The organism is Pseudomonas sp. TNT2022 ID642, assembly GCF_028656995.1.
Lineage (GTDB): Bacteria > Pseudomonadota > Gammaproteobacteria > Pseudomonadales > Pseudomonadaceae > Aquipseudomonas.
The window spans coordinates 244,955-262,843 of sequence record NZ_JAMDGW010000012.1 but is presented as its reverse complement, the minus strand read 5'-3'; the positions used below and the strand labels follow the sequence as shown (position 1 = coordinate 262,843).

Here is a 17,889-nt window from a genome sequence, read left to right as displayed (position 1 = left end):
TTCGTAGCGCCGTCAACCGTTTGTTCGCCGCATGTCCCCGGTGAACACATTGCCCGCATCCCGCACCAGTTGCCGCCACTCGGCGCTGGTGATCAGCCCCTGCTCCTCCATCTCATCGGCGGCTTTTAGCAGTTCGTCGTACTGTTCTTCCGGGTCCAGACGCATCTGCGCGTGCGTCGCCAGTTTTCGCCATGCCGCCAGTTTTTCCTGTTTGCGCTGATCGAACATCGGGGAAAGATCTCGTGAAGGACTTCCTTGATAGAAAGACGTGAGATCCCAGTGGTTCAGCGCAGTCGACGGATGGAAGAAAACAAGCCATTGGCCATCAAGCTGAACCAATGCCAGAATCTCCCCGCTTTCGCCATTCGGCAAAGCCATTACGATCGCGCAAGGAACGCCAGTGCAATTTTTTAAAGATCTTTTCGCCTCATTGAAAAAACCGGCGGCCGAGCCAGCTCAAACGCCAGAAACAACTGAAGAACACTACGAAACCTTCTCCCATGAAGATTTGAGCGAGGCGGAAAAGGCCAATCTGGCGCTAAGAGACGCCACTCAGAAATCCTTGGATCGGCACTGGAACACGGTTGGCGTCAGTGAAAACGATGTACTGGGTTACGCGGTCAGTCCGAGCTTCATGGGCGGCCCGGATTGGCCATCGACGCGCCAAGCCTATCGCGTGGTGCGCCGCGGCGACTCGATCATCTTTGCCACCGAAGGCATGTCAGACCCTTTCGATGGTGTCGAGGGTCTGGGCAACGGTTTCGAAATGGAATTGTTCATTGAAACAGCCGACATCCCCGAGCATGCGCGCGGTGCGGTGGGAGACGTTGAGCCGTTTACACGCAGTTGGGCCTTCGAGTTGTTGAAGCACCTCGCGAGGGAGGTCGCGTACGCCGGTGGTATCACCGAGCGTCTGGAAAAATACGGTTCGATGTCGTTTGAAATTCCCGGGTTCAGCAAATCGGACTACATGTGCGATCAATTGCCAGCGCATTTCGTCACCGAAGATGACATGACCGGCATGCTGCTCGGCGCGCCAGAAGCGGATTTTTCGACGCAAATCGAGGACATGCCGCTGTCACCCGTCAAACTGGTCAGCGTTATGTTGATCACCGCCGCTGAACTGGAGTACATCCGTTCGGGCGGGCAAAACGCTCGGAACGATCTGATCGCCCGCTTGAAGTCCGCCGGTTTCGGCCCGGTCAGCAGCCTGACGCGCGCAAGCGTCGTGTGAGCCAAAGTGGCGTTCGCCCAGTGGCAAACGCCAACACCTCAAAACTTCGCCGCTACGCGTTTGTACGGATAATCCGGATCGCGGTACTTGCCCGGCTTCTGCCGCTTGGGCAACTCGACCTTCTCGCGCTTCACATCCTCATACGGAATGCGGCTGAGCACATCGGTGATGATGTTCAGCCGGGCGCGGCGCTTGTCGTTGGAGTCGGCCACCAGCCACGGCGCGTGTTCAGTATCGGAATGCTTGAACATTTCATCCCGCGCCCGTGAGTAGTCGTACCAGCGACTGTAGGACTTAAGATCCATCGGTGTCAGTTTCCAGGTCTTGCGCCCGTCGTTGATGCGCGCCTCAAGCCGGCGGGTCTGCTCTTCGGGGCTGACTTCCAGCCAGTACTTGAGCAGGATCACTCCCGATTGGACGATGGCGTGTTCGACCCAGGGAATCGATTTGAGGAATTTGTCGGCCTGTTCGTCGGTACAAAATCCCATCACCCGCTCGACACCGGCGCGGTTGTACCAACTGCGATCGAAAATCACCACTTCGCCTGCCGCGGGCAGATATGGCAGGTAACGCTGCACATGCATCTGGCTTTTCTCGCGATCGGTCGGTGCAGGCAGCGCCACCACGCGGAAGACACGCGGGCTGACGCGCTCGGTCAACGCCTTGATCGTGCCGCCCTTGCCAGCGCCATCGCGCCCTTCAAAAACGATGCAGACCTTGACGCCCTTGGCAATCACCCATTCCTGCAACTTGACCAGTTCGACGTGCAGTTTGCGCAAATGCTCGAGGTAATCCTTGTTTTTCAGTTTCAGACTTTCAGGCGCCGTGGCGGCCTTCTTTTTGCCTTTTGCCATGACCTTGGCCTCTCTCCAATAAATGCAGAAACAGAGTGTTGATTGACGGGACAAACCAGACACGTGAGGTTAGTCCATGCCGTGCCGTTTGCCATGGCCGGGCAAAAAGCCAAATTGCCATGTGTTTCGTTCGTTCTTTGTTGCGTCGCACTGTTCATTGCCCTGCCCTTGTCTGCCTGGAGTTTTCTCGATGCCCGCGTCCAAATCCCTGCCCACCGCCCTGCTCGGCTTGGCCCTCGCCTGCCCGGCGATGGCCGAGACTCAAGGTCTGGAACTGGGGCAAGTGCTGATTTCGGCCGACGAGCAAAGCGCTTCAGACGCGAGCGTCGAAGAAGCCAAAACCCGTCTGGAACAAGTCCCCGGTGGCACCAACGTGGTCGACATGCGCCAGCCATTGCAGGGTCGCGTGGCGAGCAATCAGGATGTGCTGGCCTATCAGCCGGGCGTTTATGCGCAGTCGGCGGGCAACGAAGGCGTGAAAATCTCGGTCCGTGGCTCGGGCATCAACCGCGCACCGGGCGCTCACGCGTCGGGGCTGTACACCCTGCTCGACGGCCTGCCTCTGACTGGCCCGGGCGGCACGCCGTATGAATTGCTCGAACCGCTGTGGGTCGATCACGTTGAAGTACTACGCGGCGCCAACGGCTTTGATCGCGGTTCGCTGGCCTTGGGCGGCGCCATCGATTACGTCAGCCACACCGGTTACACCGCGCCGAAACTGCAGGTGCGCTACGCCACCGGTAGCCACGGCTATCAGCAGCGCCAGGTCAGCTCCGGGCAAGTGCTCGGCGATTTCGATTACTACGTGTCGCTCACCGACTCCAACGCCGACGGCTATCAGGATCACACCGCCAGCGAGAGCAAAGGCGTGATCGCCAACTTCGGCTATCGCTTCAACCCGAACCTGGAAACCCGCTTCTATATCCGTTACCGCGAAACCGACAACGACCTCGCCGGCCGCGTGACCAAGCACTCCATCGAACACTCGCCTCGCGCGGCCAATCCGTCCTATGTGGCACGCGATGACAGCCGCAAACAGCCGGGCAGCACTTTCATCGGCACCAAGACCACTTATTACATCGACGACGATTCCAGCATCCAGACCGGCCTCGCCTATCACGACTACCCGATGGACCTGCGCGAAGGCCCGAACCGCTTGAAGGTCGCCTACACCGACGTCAGCGGCACCTTCGACTACAAGCGCCGTGACACGATTTTCGGCATGGAAAGCCGCAGCAACGTCGGCCTGCGCGTGACCAAACACCTGCCCAACGACGGTGCCAGCGAATTCGTGCGCATCCCCAGCGGCAACACCGCCAGCTACGTGCCCGGCACTCGCATGCGCAATTTCACCTACCAGGGTTCGGACACCGTTCTGCATTTTGGCAACGACCTGGAAATTGCCGACGACCTCTGGCTGACCACCGGCCTCGCCGCCATCTACACCCGCCGCGAAAGCGCTGTGACCTACCCACAGAGCGGCGGCAAAACCAGCATGAACGACTGGGATTATGCGCCGCGCCTCGGCCTGCGCTACCAGATCACCCCGGACCTGCAAGTGTTCGGTAACCTCAGCCGCTCGGTTGAGGCGCCGCATCCGTGGTCGCTGATCTACAGCTCCAACGTGCGCTTCCCGGCCGGCAGTGGCGCGGCGACCGGCACGCAGAAAGACCCGATCAAATTGCAGAACCAGACCGCGACCACGCTGGAGCTGGGCGGTCGTGGCGACAGCGCCGTCGGCGAATGGAGTCTGGCGTGGTACTACGCGCAGGTGCGGCATGAACTGCTGTCGGTGTTGCCGGATGCCACCGCCGTCACCCCTTACGAACTCAACGCCAGCCCGACCGTGCACCAAGGCGTGGAAGCCAGCCTCAACAGCAAACTCTGGTCGGCGGCCGATGGCCGTCAGTTGAGCTTGCGTCAGGCGTATACCTTCAGTGATTTCCACTATCGCGATGATGATCGTTTCGGCGACAACCGCTTGCCGGGCCTGCCGATGCATTACTACCAGGGTGAGTTGCGTTACGACTGGCCGCAGGGGTTCTTTGCGGCGGTGAATACGCAACTGGTGTCCAAAGTGGCGGTGGATTATGCCAACAGCTACTACGCCGATCCGTATGCACTGTTCGGTGCGACGCTGGGTTACAACGCGCCGAAGGGTGACTGGCAGACGTGGGTGGATATGCGCAATTTGACCAACAAACACTACGCGGCAACGGTCACGCCGGGGTATGACGACAAGGGACTGGATGCGGCGCGGTCTACTCCGGGTGAAGGGATGGGGGTTTATGTCGGGGTTTCGTGGAGTCTGCTCTGATACCTAATCCTGCTGGTGGTGGCGGTGTGTCTGTTGCGAAGAAGCTAACTGACCCACCACCATCGCTAGCAGGCAAGCTCCCACAGTGATTTGCGCTGCACCCGAATTTTGTGATCTATACGCAAACCTGTGGCAACGGGTTTGCCCGCGTAGGCGTCAGCCGAACACGCGTCGATGTACCTGTTCTATGCCCTGTTTCAGAACGAGTCACGGATGAATACCATGGATACCCAACCAGAAAACCTGCTGGAAAAAAGCCTCAAACGGGCCGCCGACGAACCGGCACATCGCCCCGAATTTTTCAACACACTGTTGAACTCGAGCGTATACATCCTCGGTACTGCTGGTGAGGCCGACGGCCACGTCAATCTCCAAGCCGGCAGCAACATCAGCATCGCCCATTGGCAAAAACCGGACGGCACCCCGGTCATCCCGTTTTTCTCGTCACTGCAAACACTGCAACAGTCCATCGACAGCGAGCAGTCCTACCTCGAGATACCCGCCCGATCGTTGTTCGAAATCACACTGGGCGCCCTGCTCTGCCTGAATCCGAAGTCGCCGTACGGCAAAGAGTTTTTCCCGCAAGAGGTGCAAAATTTGCTCGCCGATGCTGTTGGCCAGACCGCCACGGAACGCACGGTCGAGAAAGAAACCAACGTGCTGCTCGGCCAGCCTGCCGAATACCCGTCACAAATGGTCCACTCGCTCACCCAACTGCTCGCCAAACATTCCAATGTGAAGCGCGGATTTCTGGCATTGATGCATGACACCTCGGTGGACGAAAAACCGCACTTGATCGTGGGCATTGAGGCGGACGGCGATATTGAGCAGGTTATGCGTGAGGCGGGCAATGTTGCCGGGGATACCGCGCCACAGGGCGAGCCGGTTGATTTATGCCGGGTATCCCAAGGTGAAGCCGGCCTGAGTGATTACTTTCTCAGGGAAACCACGCCCTTCTATGAGCGCAAGTGGGGCCATAAACTGCGTTCTTTTCTGGGGTTTGGTAAAGCATGATTGAACATACACCAGGACCTTGGGTTCTGGACGAGACCGCCGAGGTCACCGGAACCCAACCCTCTCCAATGCCCGCCGAGTCAGGAAATGAATGAACTTAGCCGATGAAATGGCGGCCGCTTTTCCTGCGGGCAATCCGCTGCCCACACGCCTTCGCCATGCACTTGAGTTGTTGGAAGAACATGGCTGCGTGCGCAGTCACCGCGATGGCACGCGCTACATGACGCTGCATCCGGACCCGGCACATAGCGATGTGGCGACAACCGCTTTTTACCTGCCAGTACCTGCCGACACCGCCCGCTGGACTAATAGCGATGATCCTGACGTAAACCAGCGCCTGACCCTGTTCCTCAGAACCGGTGGGGACGGCTCGTGGGCCGGGCTGTGGCTGGACGACATCGGGCAACAGCGATTCGTCCATCTGGGATCAGGGTCCGGGTCAACGATGCTTTGCGTCCTGACCGACACGATTGAAGACTTGTTGAGGCTGCTGGCTATCGGTTACGACGAGCTCTGCTGGCCGGAGCAGTTCCAACTGACCCCGGATGAAGTACGCGAAAAAAAATACGCCGAAGACGATTACCCTCCACCGCCTCTTCTGTTGCGAAGCCACGTCGAGCGAACGCTCGGGCTGGGCATACCGGCGCGAGCAGCGGATCTGGTCCGCGGTACAGAGTGCATGGATGTGAGCGAATCGAACGACCCCTTCTGGAACTGGCTCAAGCAGGTCAGTCGGCATTAATGGCGACACTGTTCGATCACTTCCACATCCAGAGCACCCTCGCTGAAGCCATGCGAGACGCAATGGCCGACAGCGATGAGGCGATCATCGATGCGCTGGATGATTTGAAGGATCAAGCGCAGGGCTAAAACGGCGCCATGAGCGCTCGCCTCTTCGCGGGCTTGCCCGCGAAGTCGGAAACTCATTCAGCCTTACAACCACTCAAGTGTCGCTGAAAGAAAGGCGCGTGCCCCTCACCCGCGCTTCGGCAGCTTCCAGTTCGGCCGAATGAAATGGCAGGTGTAGCCATTCGGAATACGCTCAAGGTAATCCTGATGCTCCGGCTCCGCTTCCCAGAACGGCCCCGCCGGTTCGATTTCGGTCACCACGCGGCCCGGCCATAGTTTTGAGGCGTCGACATCGGCAGCCGTGTCTTCAGCGACATCGCGCTGTTCTTCGCTGAGGTAGTAAATCGCCGAGCGATAGCTGCGTCCAAGGTCGTTGCCCTGACGGTTGGGCGTGCTCGGGTCGTGAATCTGGAAAAAGAATTCAAGAATCTGTCGGTAGCTGATCACCGCAGGATCGAAGGTGATCTCGATGGCTTCAGCGTGGTCGCCATGGTTGCGATAAGTAGCGTTCGGCACATCGCCGCCGGTGTAACCGACGCGGGTCTGCAACACACCGGGATAACGCCGCAGCAGATCCTGCATGCCCCAGAAGCAGCCGCCAGCGAGGATGGCGGTTTCGGTTTGAGTGGTCATGGCGTGTCGTTCCTCTTCGGGGTGTTGGGTATAGCGATGGTTATGAGGGCGGGTTGGCGGATTCCAAGGGGCTGAGCCAATAGAACTACTGACGCGCTGAAACCTGATTGGCTTCATCGAGCAAAGAACCCGTAATCCTTCGGCCGCTGTAATCACTGACAAAGTAATTGATTCGGTTAGCCAGATGCTGAATCGATAACCAGCCCAAACCGTGGTAGTCACGCATTTCCTCGGCGTTGAGCTTGATCATGGACTGGTACCCCACAAAAGACGCTTCACATTCAACGAGGATGTAGACAGAACCATCTGCGAGCTTGAAAAGTCGCCAGTAGCTGTCGTTGGTGTGATATTCCGCAGGGGTGGGTCGAACCAGTTCCATGATTGAATTCCGTGGGCTTTCTTTTGGTTTCGAGACCATAACATGGCTGCAAAGCCACGGTTTTAGATGAGACGCTTCTGGCCGGTTGCCGACGTTGACGACATTCATTTCAATTCAAAAACGCCAATCACGGGTACTGACGAGACAAAAGTTATGAGAACAGCACATTCACCTGCTAGACACCATTAGACGCGAGCTCCAGCATCCAGGTGAATTGAGCAATCGCCAGATGAATCTCATCCTGAGTATCGCCATCCCAATCCTCCACCGTCGACAACTCAGCCCTCAGCGCGTCAATTCGACCGCGTATTTCAGCAACCTCTTCGTCCCCACACTGCTGCGCAATTGCCGTCCACTTTTCATCCGAAATACGCTGCTGCACAGAAAGGCCCACACTCGCTTGCGCGATCATTGCTGACAGTTTGCTCATCAAATATCCCTCCTCTATTCCTTGCAGACAGTCGGCCCTATACCCTCACCGGAAATGGGCATGATGTCATTGGCCGTGCTGAGCCTCAGCACTTTATTACTGAACAGACGCCCAAATCAGCGGGCTAAACGAGACCGGATCTATGCCGACATACGGTCCGGGGATACCTCAACGTAACTCGACTCCCCGCCTCCACTGGCCCCCGACAACCACCCCCACACAAACCGCAACGTCGTCCGCCCCGCCTCATCAACCCCCACCACGCCCCGCGACCAACCCGCGCGAATCTCGCCATCCGTGGTGATGCACTGATAAAGCAGCTCGATACTGTCCGGTCCGGTCACCCGCCCGACCTGGTTACCCATGCGAATATGCCCACCCGCATAAGTCCCCCAAACCGCCTCGCCTTCGACGTAGTAGTGAAACACCGTGCGCGCATCGGACAACCCCTGAGCGTTGTTCGCCACGGCAAACCGGCGGTTGTGCAAACGCTCGGCAACTTGCGAAAAAGCAGATTCCATAAACCACACATCCTTAGTCGAGAAGATCCATTCCAGCCTTCGCGCATCCTAATCCATTACCTTCTCGCAGCAAGGCTCTACAGGCGTTTTCTGCCCACCCAACCGCACAGTCACGTTTGACGGTCCTACCCGCCCCACCTAGTCTGCCCAAAACACCCTTTCAGCCAAAACCGAGTTCACGAGAGGCAAGATGAGCAACTTCCCAATCGTCGCCACCGTTCTCTCGATGATCCTCGGGCTCTCCGTCACCCGCCTACTGCTCGGCACATTAACCGTGTTCCGCATCCGCCGAGTAGCCAAGCCAGATTGGGTGGCGCTGGTCTGGGCGGTGATGCTGTTTACCATGCAGCTGCAATTCTGGTGGGCCGTCAACGCACTGTCGGCGGTGAAACAGACCTTCTCGTTTCTCGAATTTCTACTGCTGGTGATGCTGACGCTGTCACTGTTTGTCACCGCGGCGTTGTTGCTGCCGAGCCGCAGTGAGGATGAGCAGCACGGGTTGCGCGTGTATTTTGAACAGGATGGGCGCTATGCATTGCTGTCGCTGTCCACATATCTGTGCTTGGGGCTGATCGTTAATGTCACGTTGTTTGAGGCATCGCCGGTGGCGCTTTGGGGTTTGCTGGATGTGATCATGATTGTGTTGCCGATTGGCGCGTTTGTGGCACGGTCGCGTAAAGCGTATGCGGGGATTACGCTGATTTATGTGCCGATTAATGTGATCGACATGCTGATTTCGCTGGCGAATTAAGTCCCCCCTGTAGCGAGAGGACTTGCCCCCGATGGATCGCGAAACGGCTCCCGCTCCTCCAGTCCACAAAGACATCGCAAAAACAGCTCGAACTGCCCTGTTGAAGCAATTCCTGGGCTTTGTTTAAAGACACCCCAAGTTACGTCATCCCAACCTACAACGCCTTGCGCCGTTGCCTACGACTACGCCAGAATCCGCCGGCTTGTGCGCCTTGGATGCGGGTTCTATTGTGGTTCGGTCACTGAATAGCAGTGATCGGGTTTGGTAGCCCGACTTTCCCAGGCGCATTGCGCACCTTTCGCAGAGATCGTTTGTCTGATCTCCGCTTTATGGTGGCCATGCGTAGGGCGTCCTCGGACGCGCCGGGCTCCTGGGCCGGTCTACCAACCTGTGCATGGCCGCCACCCCTCGTTTGGTAGCGAAGTGTGATGGCTCCTTAATCGTTTCCCAGGAGTTTCATCTATGTTCAAAATTACGCCGAACCCGCCAGAAACCGATCCAATCGCAGGCGACGAATCCCCCGACGCCAAGAAATTCAACGAAGCCGTCGACCGCGCCCTCTCCCACTACCTCGGCCCCGCTCCGGAAATCATGGCCACACCGTACCAAACCAACACGATGTTTATCGCCAATCCAAAAACCAAGACTGAGGAGTTGCTGCTGAATGCCAGTGAATCGCTCGGGTCGGCTTCCGTGATGCTTGGAGATGTTATCGGTATGGTTCACGGACCGGCACGCAAGACACTGCAAGGCATTGCGCAGGTGGTAATGCTAGGGGAGTTGGCGGTGAATCGGGCGTTGGATAACGTAGTGCCAGTGGAGTAAGCAGTGACTCCCTCTGTAAAAGCTGATTCGGCTATCTTTGCAGAGGGAACTCGAACGCGTGATTTTGAAAGAGTGCGCCGTATACCTGCCAGAAGTCGTCACAGGTCCGCAGATCTATATATTGACAGATTCTCTATTGCTGCTTAGCTGTTGAAACATGACTTGCTAATGCGAGGGATAGCCATGGGCTCATCGGACGTTGAGATAGCACAAATCTCTTTTTTCCTAGCGCGCAACAACAAGACGTTCAAAACAATATTTGATCAAGAAAAAAATATCCTTGGCTTATTATCAGCAAAAGGGTTTAACTTTACGACATCCAACATTGACTGCTATTTTATTTACTTCGAAACTTCTACAGAAAAGTCCAACCCACCGTGGCTGAGTTTCATAAACGATAAAATACCCACTACTGAAAACTTAGAATTCAAGGCAAAAAGCAAGAACCCGAATGGGATTTTGCTTATGAACATTAACGACAGGATATTCGCTGCAACTTTTGGGCGCAGCGCAGCGAGTTACTTAGATAGAGATGCTTTCGAATCAGACTTTGGAATAAAAACCGCAATGAACATGTGCGGAAATGAAGAGATACGCCAAACAAAAAGCGAGAGCCACGCAATAACTCCGACACATATTGACAGACAGGTCAATAAACCTATAGACTCATTCGCCTTTGGATTAAGTGAAGCCGAAGATCTGCGGTACATTTCGGCCCACATGAAAAACCACAAAAACGTCACTCTTCAAGGCCGCAACAACCTAACTATAAAAATTATAGGAAAAGAGAAATTAACCTGGCAGATCCTTATCGACTACTGCGAAATTTTTTTGTTAGAGTACGCAAGCAAAGAATACACAAAACTTTTCCCAAACTACAAACATTTCAATGAGGCATCAGAAACAGAAAAAGAAGCTTTAGACCATATATTAATCAATCATCTATCAATTAAAGATATATCAAAAATAAGCCTCGGAATCCCAGAAGTACTTATAGACCCAGACTGCGGGTTCACTTTTACAAACAACAAAAAGCGTGATGACAAAACCTATTCATACCTAGACATACTCCAAGTATTCGAGCACATAAATGCAGACAAAATCACAATAGCAAGATTAAAGGCGAGAAACATTTATTGCTACTCACACGAAGAGAACAGAGTACTAAACTATAAAAAATGGCCAATATATAACTGCCTATCATTTGAGCAATGTCTCGATGACAAATATTTTGTTTTAAGTGATGGAAGGTGGCTTCAGGTAGACAATGACTTCTATCAAGAGATAGTCAACTTTACCAACAACAAATTACACGAAGAACCATGCGAAGAAATTTTCAGCGGAATAGATATCAGCGATGATAAAAACATGCTTAACAAAGAAAGTATCTTTAATAGCAGAGTTTGCAAAATCCGCCCTTCATGCATCCTATTCGATCAAGCAAAATTAAAAATCGGAACAGGCCGTAAAGATAAAGAATTTTGCGACATCCTAGACCTAACCGACGAGAGAACAATTAGAATCATTCATTGCAAGCCTTACAAAAATACATCATCTACCAATTACCTATTTTCTCAAGCGCAGTTCTACTGCCATGCATTCGTAAACGACCAAACTTTTCTTGATGATATAAGGCTCCATATTAGCCAAGGCACAAACACCAACAAAAAAAACTATTTAGACTACTTAAAGTCGGATATTGCAGACATATACGGAAAAGATTACACTGTTTGCCTGTGGTTGTTATACGACCAACGAACTAAAGCACCAATCAAACAGGATATACCACTTATGGCTCAGTACGAATTAAAGCTAATGCACGAACACCTTAGAAATATATGCAAGTTTAGCGATGTCATCATACGCTTCATACCTGTAATTAGAAAAAACTATATAAGATCAATATCACACTAATACAATGCGCACAAAACAAATAAAAATCTTCAGAAACGGCATAAATACACCACTCGCGCTACCCAGGCGCTTAGAAAAACGAGTAGCTTACAACCATCCAAATAGAGACAATCATATTTCAAACAAAAAGGATAGATCTATTGTTATAAAAATAGATCTATCCTGCAATGCCACACTTCACGCCAAAGATCGCCTTACTGTTTCAACAAACACTTTAGAATCCGCGTCACCAAAGAGAACAATCCACACTTTTGTAACTCCTCTCACAAACTCCGCCTGCCCGATATTTAATGATCGAGACATATTTCCTGCCCAGTCATGAAAATCCACACCAGCTGTAGAAGCGATAGCAACTAATAAATCCCGAGGATCTACTCTAAGTTCGCGAGCAACCGATTCTTGGTCCAACTCCCTAAAGCAATTTCTTAGAATCTGATCGGGAGGCTCGATGCCTGGTAAGAACACATGAGGCCAGGGTAAATTAAGGGTTCGATGGTGCTCCCGCTGGTCTCCGTCGAAACATCCAATTAGGGTCGCCCACCCCTGAACTCGGGGCATAGTGTTAAGAACTTTAACTATTTCAGACTCACCATCTCTAGCGACCACAAAACTAACCTGCCTTGCGAAGTCGGGATCTATTTGCTCAATAATCGTTTCGCAAAAAACCTTTGCAGTTTCATCCTCGATAACAAGAAGTGCCTTGTATGAAATCCCACCCCCTAACAAGGACGAAATATGGTGCGAACGTGGTGGCGTTAAAATGCATGATCGAGAACCGTTTGCCAACAACAAATAAGTATTAGATAGGGGAATGCGCTGTAATATTACAGGTGAATGTGTTGTTAAGAGAAAGCTAATTCCGCGCCTTCCTCCCTCTCTCGCCAAAAAATCCATAAAAGCAAGCTGAGATCTTGATGACACATGAGTTTCAGGTTCCTCAAGTATTACTAGAGAGTTATCCGGCGATCGCTGAACAGTCCAAAGCGCCGAGAGCAAAGCCAATTCACCCTGCCCCATAGTCTCACTTCCGTATACAACACCATTAATCCCAACCCTAAAATATGGCCAAACTTCGAATGGCCCGTACTCTGAGACCTCCCAAACCTCACAAGTTTCATAATCCTTACCCACTACATAAGAAGCTAGCTGAAGCTGCTCATCAGTTAAAAGTTTTGGAGTGATACCATCCAGTATTTCCTCAAATGTCTTGTCGCCATTAATTTGCTGCCGACACATCATTGAAAATAAGGATGGATCTATCCATATACAACTTACGGTATCCTCGCCCTCAACTATTTTTGTGCCATTACCAAAAGAAACTTTACGAGTATGAGCATTACCTTCTTTAGATATTTTAAAATCTATAGCAACGCCATCGATACGATTTTGCTGAGCTAAAAGATCGGGAGTAGCTGCGGAATTCAAAAGACCTTCGACTATAGCGTGAGCAAGTGTAGACTTCCCTACACCATTACCGCCAACTAATGCAACAATACCCCTCCCCAAGGAAATATTAGCATCTTCGATTGCCAACGAATTAGAGATGGAAATTTCTTTCACGCACTCCGAGTAATTCCGATGAAAGACACGCCGCCAATCATCCCCAAAACTAGCTGCTCGAACACTCATTTCAGCTCTCCCCAGCCGGAATTAAGTATTTTTCGCCCCAATACATCTGGATCTATCGCAGAGTCACTGAGAATCCCTTCTATTTTATTTTTGACATTATCTATTGCCACATTACTAATCATGGTGATCTTTGAGAACTCTACAAACGAACACCATATGACAAAATCGCGGAGAATTATCGATGATACGTCTGCGACCCTAGAAGTAGCACGATCATCATGAATTGGAAATAACATATACATGGGATAACTTCCCGGTACAGGGCCGTCTAAAGCTGCCAGAGTATTCTGATAAAAAAAGTAGCGAAGAAACTGCGAAATGATCTTAGAGCTATCGATATCAAATGCGCCTAAGGAAATACCTCTCACCGCAAAAACCAACCAAGAGTATAGAGTTGCCTTGTTAAACTTTGGTTTTGGCTCAGTCGTACATGCCTCGGCAAACATCACTAGGCACGCTTCTAAATGACAGAAATCCGCATCACTAAGAGCTTCCTCACTCCGATACAACTCAACCAAATCGTTGCCAATAATTTTGGTAGCAATAGTCCCGCGCTTAACAGTCAAAGCAACTCGACAGACCACATCATCATACGCCATTCGCGCATTAGAAAATCCAAACTCTTCTTTCCCTATGCCACGACGCTCGAGAGTTTTAACCAACTCTCTAATTTGATCTCTTACAGGTCCATAGAATGCGTTCCTTTGCTCTGCGCCCGTTAAGTTTGATGGCTGATTGAGGCGATAGAAGAGCTCTGCAGGTTCCGACGGTTTAAAATCAACAATTCTATAAAGCCGCAGTGTAAACTGGTCAAATTGGCGTTGAACCTCATCCGGGAGATCTCTATATTTTTTTCCATCAAGAATTTTAATTTTAGAGTCCAGCGGCTCTATAGATCCATCTACTGAGAATTCCCCCCTAACAAAATCCCTAATAGCAACAAGACGTTGCTGACCGTCAAGGACTTCCTGCTTTCTCGTGTCTGGACTTTCAATTACGTGAATAGGTGGTACATGCCACTCGCGCAACACACTGTCAATTAGCCGCTGTTTCTTTGATTTCGGCCAGACTTCACCACGTTGAAAGTTTGGTTGCAGATCTAAAGCGGCAGACTCGATGCGAGTCATCACTGTTTGGATATCTGGATCCCATGGTACCAACCGCATACACCCTCCTAAATGAATGAAAATTGAACCGAGCATAGCCGATCCCAAAAATTTTAGCGTCCGTCACAAAACTGGCCGCACCGCCACCCTTTCCCCATTCTCGGCTCCCAGTGTCCAGGTTCCCCAAATCAAAGAACCAATCAAGGTGTTCTCATTCCCAAACCGTCAACAAACCACCCTCCGCTGCGACGACCTCTTTTCCGACGACTTCGGTATCCTTTTTTCCAACTATTCGGCAACCGCTTCGCCGATGAGTCGCACGATCGATGAACATCATCGGCGGCGTATCAGGACCGTACGATCGCGTCAGGTTACGTCGCATGCATTACCACGACGTCATCGTTCTTCCGATCCACAGAACGACATCACTTTCGTCGTCGCTACAACCGACCAGATCGTCCCTATCCACGATCTGGTCCACCGCTATGCTGCATATCGAACCTAGCTCTCGACAAGTAGATCCACAAAATGCGCGTCTTCGACTTACGCGCATGATGAGATAATCAATCGTGAACAACTCACCGAACTGTTGTCGCCCTTATTGGCTAAACCGATCCTAGATAAACTAAGGGGAGCGGACGTAAGAGCTGACTCTCAGGAAAGAGGAACCGACCACCGCCATTAAATCGCGGCCTCCCGCTAATACCGGCATAATTTAGAACGCATAAATCATCGATTTCATCGAGCGCAGGTGAACCTTCACCCTTTCCTCTTGAACAACTTGTTCCAGTAATACCTCAAACTCCACCGATCCTTCGGCCGCGGCTTATAGTGCGTTTTATTCCTCTGCCCCGGCTCCACACCCACCCGACTCGCCGTGTAGTAATAAAGCGCAATCGACCGCCGAGTGATGTGTTCCGGCGTGGTCAACGGCTCCGGATGCCCGTGATTGCTGTCCTTATCCGTATTAAAAATCACACACCGGTTATAAACCGGCAGCACCTTCTTCAGGCATTTCTTCATCCCCACATCCCAAAGCTCCAGGTTGCCGCCGTACGCCTCCTGCCAGTCCTCGGTCAGGTAAATGATCACGTTCAACCGCCGCTCAACATTGAGCTTTTTGTTCAGCCGAAAATCCGAATGCACGCCGAGGAAGCCGCCGGTTTTGGTTTCGTGTAACCCGCCGCCTGCAAAATAAGGGTCAGGAATCAGTCCTTGAATGCCGGTGAGTTTTTCGAGGAATTCCAGCATGGGTGCGGAGTTGAAGGTGTTGAACACGTTCTTCAGGTAAGGGCTGCAGGCGTTGGGGCTGATTTGGCGTTTGAGTTGGCCTTTGTAGCCGCGCTCGTAGATTTGTTCGTTGTTGGTCGGTTCGACCGGGAAGTGTTCGCGGATGCTGGCGATGACGTCTGCTTGCAGGAAGTTGTCGATGACGATGTGCGGGAATGGTGTGGCTTGGGTGTATTCGCTGGTCAGTGATTCGCCGAAAGCGCTGGCGGCGTTTTGGTCGAAGTCGAGTTCCGGGGTCAGGGTGATGGGGAGTGTTTGTGTGTTGGCTTGCATTGCCGCTCCAATTAACTTGAATGCTTTCAGGTCATGTCAAACAGGGCCAAGCGCTGGAGGCGTCGCCGCTATTTGTTTGCTGAGTACAGTTGCGAGCAGGTTGCCATGTCGGCGATTGGCTGCCGAGTGTCCTTTGCTTAAACGTGGTGCGGCGGTGTTACGGCATGTTTCCGGCTGTCACAAACCGGTCATATTTCCTCTGCTAATCTCCTCGGCGCCCTACCCTTCATCCCTGCCCTAGAGCCCCCAACCGAAGGTGCCGCCAAGGTGTTTCCGACTCCCGTTCGCCAGCAAATTATCCTGCGCTCCGACAACCTCCGTTCGGACGACTTCGGTGCACTGTTTTCCAGATTGTTTGGCAATCGTTATGCGGACAATCCGCCGCTGCCGTCGAACATCATTATTGGCGGAGTTTATGGGCGGCATGAGGGGGTGAGTTTTCGGCGGATGCATTATCACGGTGATTTCACCGTCGCTTTCCCTGATCCACAGGATGAGATCACGTTCGTCATTCCCACTGCTGGCAAGATCGTTTTCAACCATGCCACCGAGTCTATCGGGGTGTCGCACGTTGGGCTGGCGATTGATAAGGCGGATATCCGTTCGATGCGCTTTCTGGATGATCACGCGCATCACGGGATGTCGATCAATCGTCACCAGCTCACCGAGCGACTGTCGGCGTTGTTGGATAAACCGATTCTGCAGAAGATCGTTTTTGAGCCGAGCGTGGATCTTGAGACGGCAGCGTTTCAGGGGATCAAGGCGTTGATTGATCTGGCCACGGGGACGGAGTTTGATTTGTTGATCAACAGCGGGACGTTGATGCCGTCGCGGTTGCGCGAGATGTTGATTGATGCGGTGTTGGAGGCGTGGCCGCATAACTTTTCCGAGGCGTTGCGCCGGCCCACGGCGATGGTTGCGCCACGGCATGTGAAGTTGGCGGTGGAGTTTATTCAGGCGCATCCGGAGCAGTTGGTCAGTGGCGTGGATCTGGCGCGGTTGAGTCATGTCAGTCAGCGGGCGTTGCAGGAGGGGTTTCGGCGGTTTGTCGGGATGTCGATTGTGGCGTATCAGCGGCAGGTGCGGCTGGAGCGGGCTTATGAGGTTTTGAGGCAGCGGGATTCGGGGTCGGTGACTGAAGTGGCGTTGCGATTTGGGTTTAGTAATGTGGGGCGGTTTTGTCGGTATTTTCAGGGGGCTTATGGGGTTAGTCCGGCGGAGTTTCGGGCTCGGGGGTGATTGGGTAACAGGTTCGCAAGGTAACTTGTGGTGAGAATATTTAGCTAATCGTCGCACCGCGCCGATGGGTCGCTAAGCGTGGGGATGGCACGCCGACGCGGTTGATCGAGGAGTGGGCGCGGAGGCGTTTGACCGAGTTGGCCAGTTGATTTTGCGGTAACTGCTTTCCCCTCACCCTAGCCCTCTCCCCGAGGAGAGGGAACCGAGCCGGGCATATTGAAGATCTACACCGACCTGAGAGTCTTGCTTTGAATCCATAATCGCCTCGATCTTTCAGGTCGATGCATGACGCAAGACGCCTCGGTCAGCCCCCTTTCCCACAACTTCATATACAAGCGCAAGGGACACTCGCAGGTTTTGTGGTGGGGCTGCCCCTCATCGGAACGCCGCCCGCCCATCCCTCTCCCGAGGGAGAGGGAGCCGATTGGTGGGCTTTTCAAAATTTGAGCTCGACTCGGTATGCCACGTCGGTGTAACTCTTCCAATCCACGCGGTCAGTCCCCTCTCCCTTCGGGAGAGGGTTAGGGTGAGGGGCTTTTGATTGGCTGCTATTGGATGGAATCAAATTTGTGGGAGCGAGCTTGCTCGCGAATGCGGTGGGTCAGTCGATTTAATGTTGACTGGTCTGGCG

18 protein-coding genes are annotated in these 17,889 nt (G+C 52.9%); 9 read left to right on the top strand and 9 right to left on the bottom strand.

Features of this window, described 5'->3' with window-relative positions; genetic code table 11:
- Positions 1-12 precede the first annotated feature (12 nt).
- Positions 13-228 carry a hypothetical protein gene (locus tag M5G26_RS13495; RefSeq protein ID WP_273915711.1) on the bottom strand — a complete coding sequence of 72 codons (216 nt, stop codon included), beginning with the start codon at positions 226-228 and terminating at the stop codon, positions 13-15.
- Positions 229-400: 172 nt separating this feature from the next.
- Between M5G26_RS13495 and M5G26_RS13490 the strand changes: the two genes are divergently transcribed.
- The gene (locus tag M5G26_RS13490) at positions 401-1,234 is read left to right on the top strand and encodes a suppressor of fused domain protein (RefSeq protein ID WP_273915692.1); all 834 of its coding nucleotides are present in this window, start codon (positions 401-403) and stop codon (positions 1,232-1,234) included.
- A 38-nt stretch (positions 1,235-1,272) separates the two neighbouring features.
- On the opposite strand, the gene ppk2 is transcribed toward M5G26_RS13490, so the two are convergent.
- Entirely contained in the window at positions 1,273-2,088 is an 816-nt protein-coding gene (ppk2, locus tag M5G26_RS13485; RefSeq protein WP_134177185.1) for a polyphosphate kinase 2, read from the bottom strand.
- A 190-nt stretch (positions 2,089-2,278) separates the two neighbouring features.
- Between ppk2 and M5G26_RS13480 the strand changes: the two genes are divergently transcribed.
- From M5G26_RS13480 to M5G26_RS13465, 4 genes are all read left to right on the top strand, one after another.
- Positions 2,279-4,405, top strand: coding sequence for a TonB-dependent receptor family protein (locus M5G26_RS13480; RefSeq protein ID WP_273915691.1), 2,127 nt, complete (start codon positions 2,279-2,281; stop codon positions 4,403-4,405).
- A gap of 222 nt (positions 4,406-4,627) precedes the next feature.
- Positions 4,628-5,419: an enhanced serine sensitivity protein SseB gene (gene sseB, locus M5G26_RS13475; protein ID WP_273915690.1), complete on the top strand. Its 792-nt coding sequence runs from the start codon at positions 4,628-4,630 to the stop codon at positions 5,417-5,419.
- Positions 5,420-5,510: 91 nt separating this feature from the next.
- Entirely contained in the window at positions 5,511-6,161 is a 651-nt protein-coding gene (locus M5G26_RS13470) for a hypothetical protein (protein WP_273915689.1), read from the top strand.
- Complete coding sequence (locus M5G26_RS13465; protein ID WP_273915688.1) at positions 6,161-6,289, top strand: hypothetical protein; 129 nt, start codon at positions 6,161-6,163, stop codon at positions 6,287-6,289. Before M5G26_RS13470 ends, M5G26_RS13465 begins: the two co-directional genes overlap by 1 nt.
- 105 nt (positions 6,290-6,394) lie before the next feature.
- Here the strand turns inward: M5G26_RS13465 and msrA are convergent, their stop codons facing one another.
- The 4 genes from msrA to M5G26_RS13445 form a co-directional block, all read right to left on the bottom strand.
- Positions 6,395-6,901: a peptide-methionine (S)-S-oxide reductase MsrA gene (gene msrA, locus M5G26_RS13460; protein ID WP_095118586.1), complete on the bottom strand. Its 507-nt coding sequence runs from the start codon at positions 6,899-6,901 to the stop codon at positions 6,395-6,397.
- Positions 6,902-6,986: 85 nt separating this feature from the next.
- Entirely contained in the window at positions 6,987-7,280 is a 294-nt protein-coding gene (locus tag M5G26_RS13455) for a hypothetical protein (protein ID WP_273915687.1), read from the bottom strand.
- Between the two features lie 175 nt (positions 7,281-7,455).
- Positions 7,456-7,710, bottom strand: coding sequence for a hypothetical protein (locus tag M5G26_RS13450; RefSeq protein WP_273915686.1), 255 nt, complete (start codon positions 7,708-7,710; stop codon positions 7,456-7,458).
- Positions 7,711-7,850: 140 nt separating this feature from the next.
- Entirely contained in the window at positions 7,851-8,231 is a 381-nt protein-coding gene (locus M5G26_RS13445; protein ID WP_273915685.1) for a hypothetical protein, read from the bottom strand.
- 190 nt (positions 8,232-8,421) lie between these two features.
- Between M5G26_RS13445 and M5G26_RS13440 the strand changes: the two genes are divergently transcribed.
- From M5G26_RS13440 to M5G26_RS13430, 3 genes are all read left to right on the top strand, one after another.
- Positions 8,422-8,982: a hypothetical protein gene (locus M5G26_RS13440; RefSeq protein ID WP_273915684.1), complete on the top strand. Its 561-nt coding sequence runs from the start codon at positions 8,422-8,424 to the stop codon at positions 8,980-8,982.
- Positions 8,983-9,444: 462 nt separating this feature from the next.
- Positions 9,445-9,807 (top strand): DUF6124 family protein, encoded by a 363-nt coding sequence (locus M5G26_RS13435; RefSeq protein ID WP_273915683.1) that lies wholly within the window; start codon positions 9,445-9,447, stop codon positions 9,805-9,807.
- Between the two features lie 183 nt (positions 9,808-9,990).
- Complete coding sequence (locus M5G26_RS13430) at positions 9,991-11,721, top strand: DUF6119 family protein (RefSeq protein ID WP_273915682.1); 1,731 nt, start codon at positions 9,991-9,993, stop codon at positions 11,719-11,721.
- Positions 11,722-11,898: 177 nt separating this feature from the next.
- Here M5G26_RS13430 and M5G26_RS13425 read toward each other — a convergent pair whose 3' ends face one another.
- The 3 genes from M5G26_RS13425 to M5G26_RS13415 form a co-directional block, all read right to left on the bottom strand.
- Positions 11,899-13,350 carry an ATP-dependent nuclease gene (locus tag M5G26_RS13425; RefSeq protein ID WP_273915681.1) on the bottom strand — a complete coding sequence of 484 codons (1,452 nt, stop codon included), beginning with the start codon at positions 13,348-13,350 and terminating at the stop codon, positions 11,899-11,901.
- The gene (locus M5G26_RS13420; RefSeq protein WP_273915680.1) at positions 13,347-14,516 is read right to left on the bottom strand and encodes a DUF262 domain-containing protein; all 1,170 of its coding nucleotides are present in this window, start codon (positions 14,514-14,516) and stop codon (positions 13,347-13,349) included. The genes M5G26_RS13425 and M5G26_RS13420 overlap by 4 nt, the downstream gene beginning before the upstream one ends.
- Positions 14,517-15,215: 699 nt before the next feature.
- Positions 15,216-16,019 carry a 2OG-Fe(II) oxygenase gene (locus M5G26_RS13415; RefSeq protein ID WP_273915679.1) on the bottom strand — a complete coding sequence of 268 codons (804 nt, stop codon included), beginning with the start codon at positions 16,017-16,019 and terminating at the stop codon, positions 15,216-15,218.
- Between the two features lie 267 nt (positions 16,020-16,286).
- Between M5G26_RS13415 and M5G26_RS13410 the strand changes: the two genes are divergently transcribed.
- Positions 16,287-17,258, top strand: coding sequence for an AraC family transcriptional regulator (locus M5G26_RS13410; RefSeq protein ID WP_273915678.1), 972 nt, complete (start codon positions 16,287-16,289; stop codon positions 17,256-17,258).
- The last annotated feature ends 631 nt before the right edge of the window (positions 17,259-17,889 follow it).

Coding starts and splice junctions, on each gene's coding strand:
- M5G26_RS13495 (WP_273915711.1), bottom strand. CDS start 228: ATGTTCGATCAGCGCAAACAGGAAAAACTGGCGGCATGGCGAAAACTG.
- ppk2 (WP_134177185.1), bottom strand. CDS start 2,088: ATGGCAAAAGGCAAAAAGAAGGCCGCCACGGCGCCTGAAAGTCTGAAA.
- M5G26_RS13480 (WP_273915691.1), top strand. CDS start 2,279: ATGCCCGCGTCCAAATCCCTGCCCACCGCCCTGCTCGGCTTGGCCCTC.
- sseB (WP_273915690.1), top strand. CDS start 4,628: ATGGATACCCAACCAGAAAACCTGCTGGAAAAAAGCCTCAAACGGGCC.
- M5G26_RS13470 (WP_273915689.1), top strand. CDS start 5,511: ATGAACTTAGCCGATGAAATGGCGGCCGCTTTTCCTGCGGGCAATCCG.
- M5G26_RS13465 (WP_273915688.1), top strand. CDS start 6,161: ATGGCGACACTGTTCGATCACTTCCACATCCAGAGCACCCTCGCTGAA.
- msrA (WP_095118586.1), bottom strand. CDS start 6,901: ATGACCACTCAAACCGAAACCGCCATCCTCGCTGGCGGCTGCTTCTGG.
- M5G26_RS13455 (WP_273915687.1), bottom strand. CDS start 7,280: ATGGAACTGGTTCGACCCACCCCTGCGGAATATCACACCAACGACAGC.
- M5G26_RS13450 (WP_273915686.1), bottom strand. CDS start 7,710: ATGAGCAAACTGTCAGCAATGATCGCGCAAGCGAGTGTGGGCCTTTCT.
- M5G26_RS13445 (WP_273915685.1), bottom strand. CDS start 8,231: ATGGAATCTGCTTTTTCGCAAGTTGCCGAGCGTTTGCACAACCGCCGG.
- M5G26_RS13440 (WP_273915684.1), top strand. CDS start 8,422: ATGAGCAACTTCCCAATCGTCGCCACCGTTCTCTCGATGATCCTCGGG.
- M5G26_RS13435 (WP_273915683.1), top strand. CDS start 9,445: ATGTTCAAAATTACGCCGAACCCGCCAGAAACCGATCCAATCGCAGGC.
- M5G26_RS13430 (WP_273915682.1), top strand. CDS start 9,991: ATGGGCTCATCGGACGTTGAGATAGCACAAATCTCTTTTTTCCTAGCG.
- M5G26_RS13425 (WP_273915681.1), bottom strand. CDS start 13,350: ATGAGTGTTCGAGCAGCTAGTTTTGGGGATGATTGGCGGCGTGTCTTT.
- M5G26_RS13420 (WP_273915680.1), bottom strand. CDS start 14,516: ATGCGGTTGGTACCATGGGATCCAGATATCCAAACAGTGATGACTCGC.
- M5G26_RS13415 (WP_273915679.1), bottom strand. CDS start 16,019: ATGCAAGCCAACACACAAACACTCCCCATCACCCTGACCCCGGAACTC.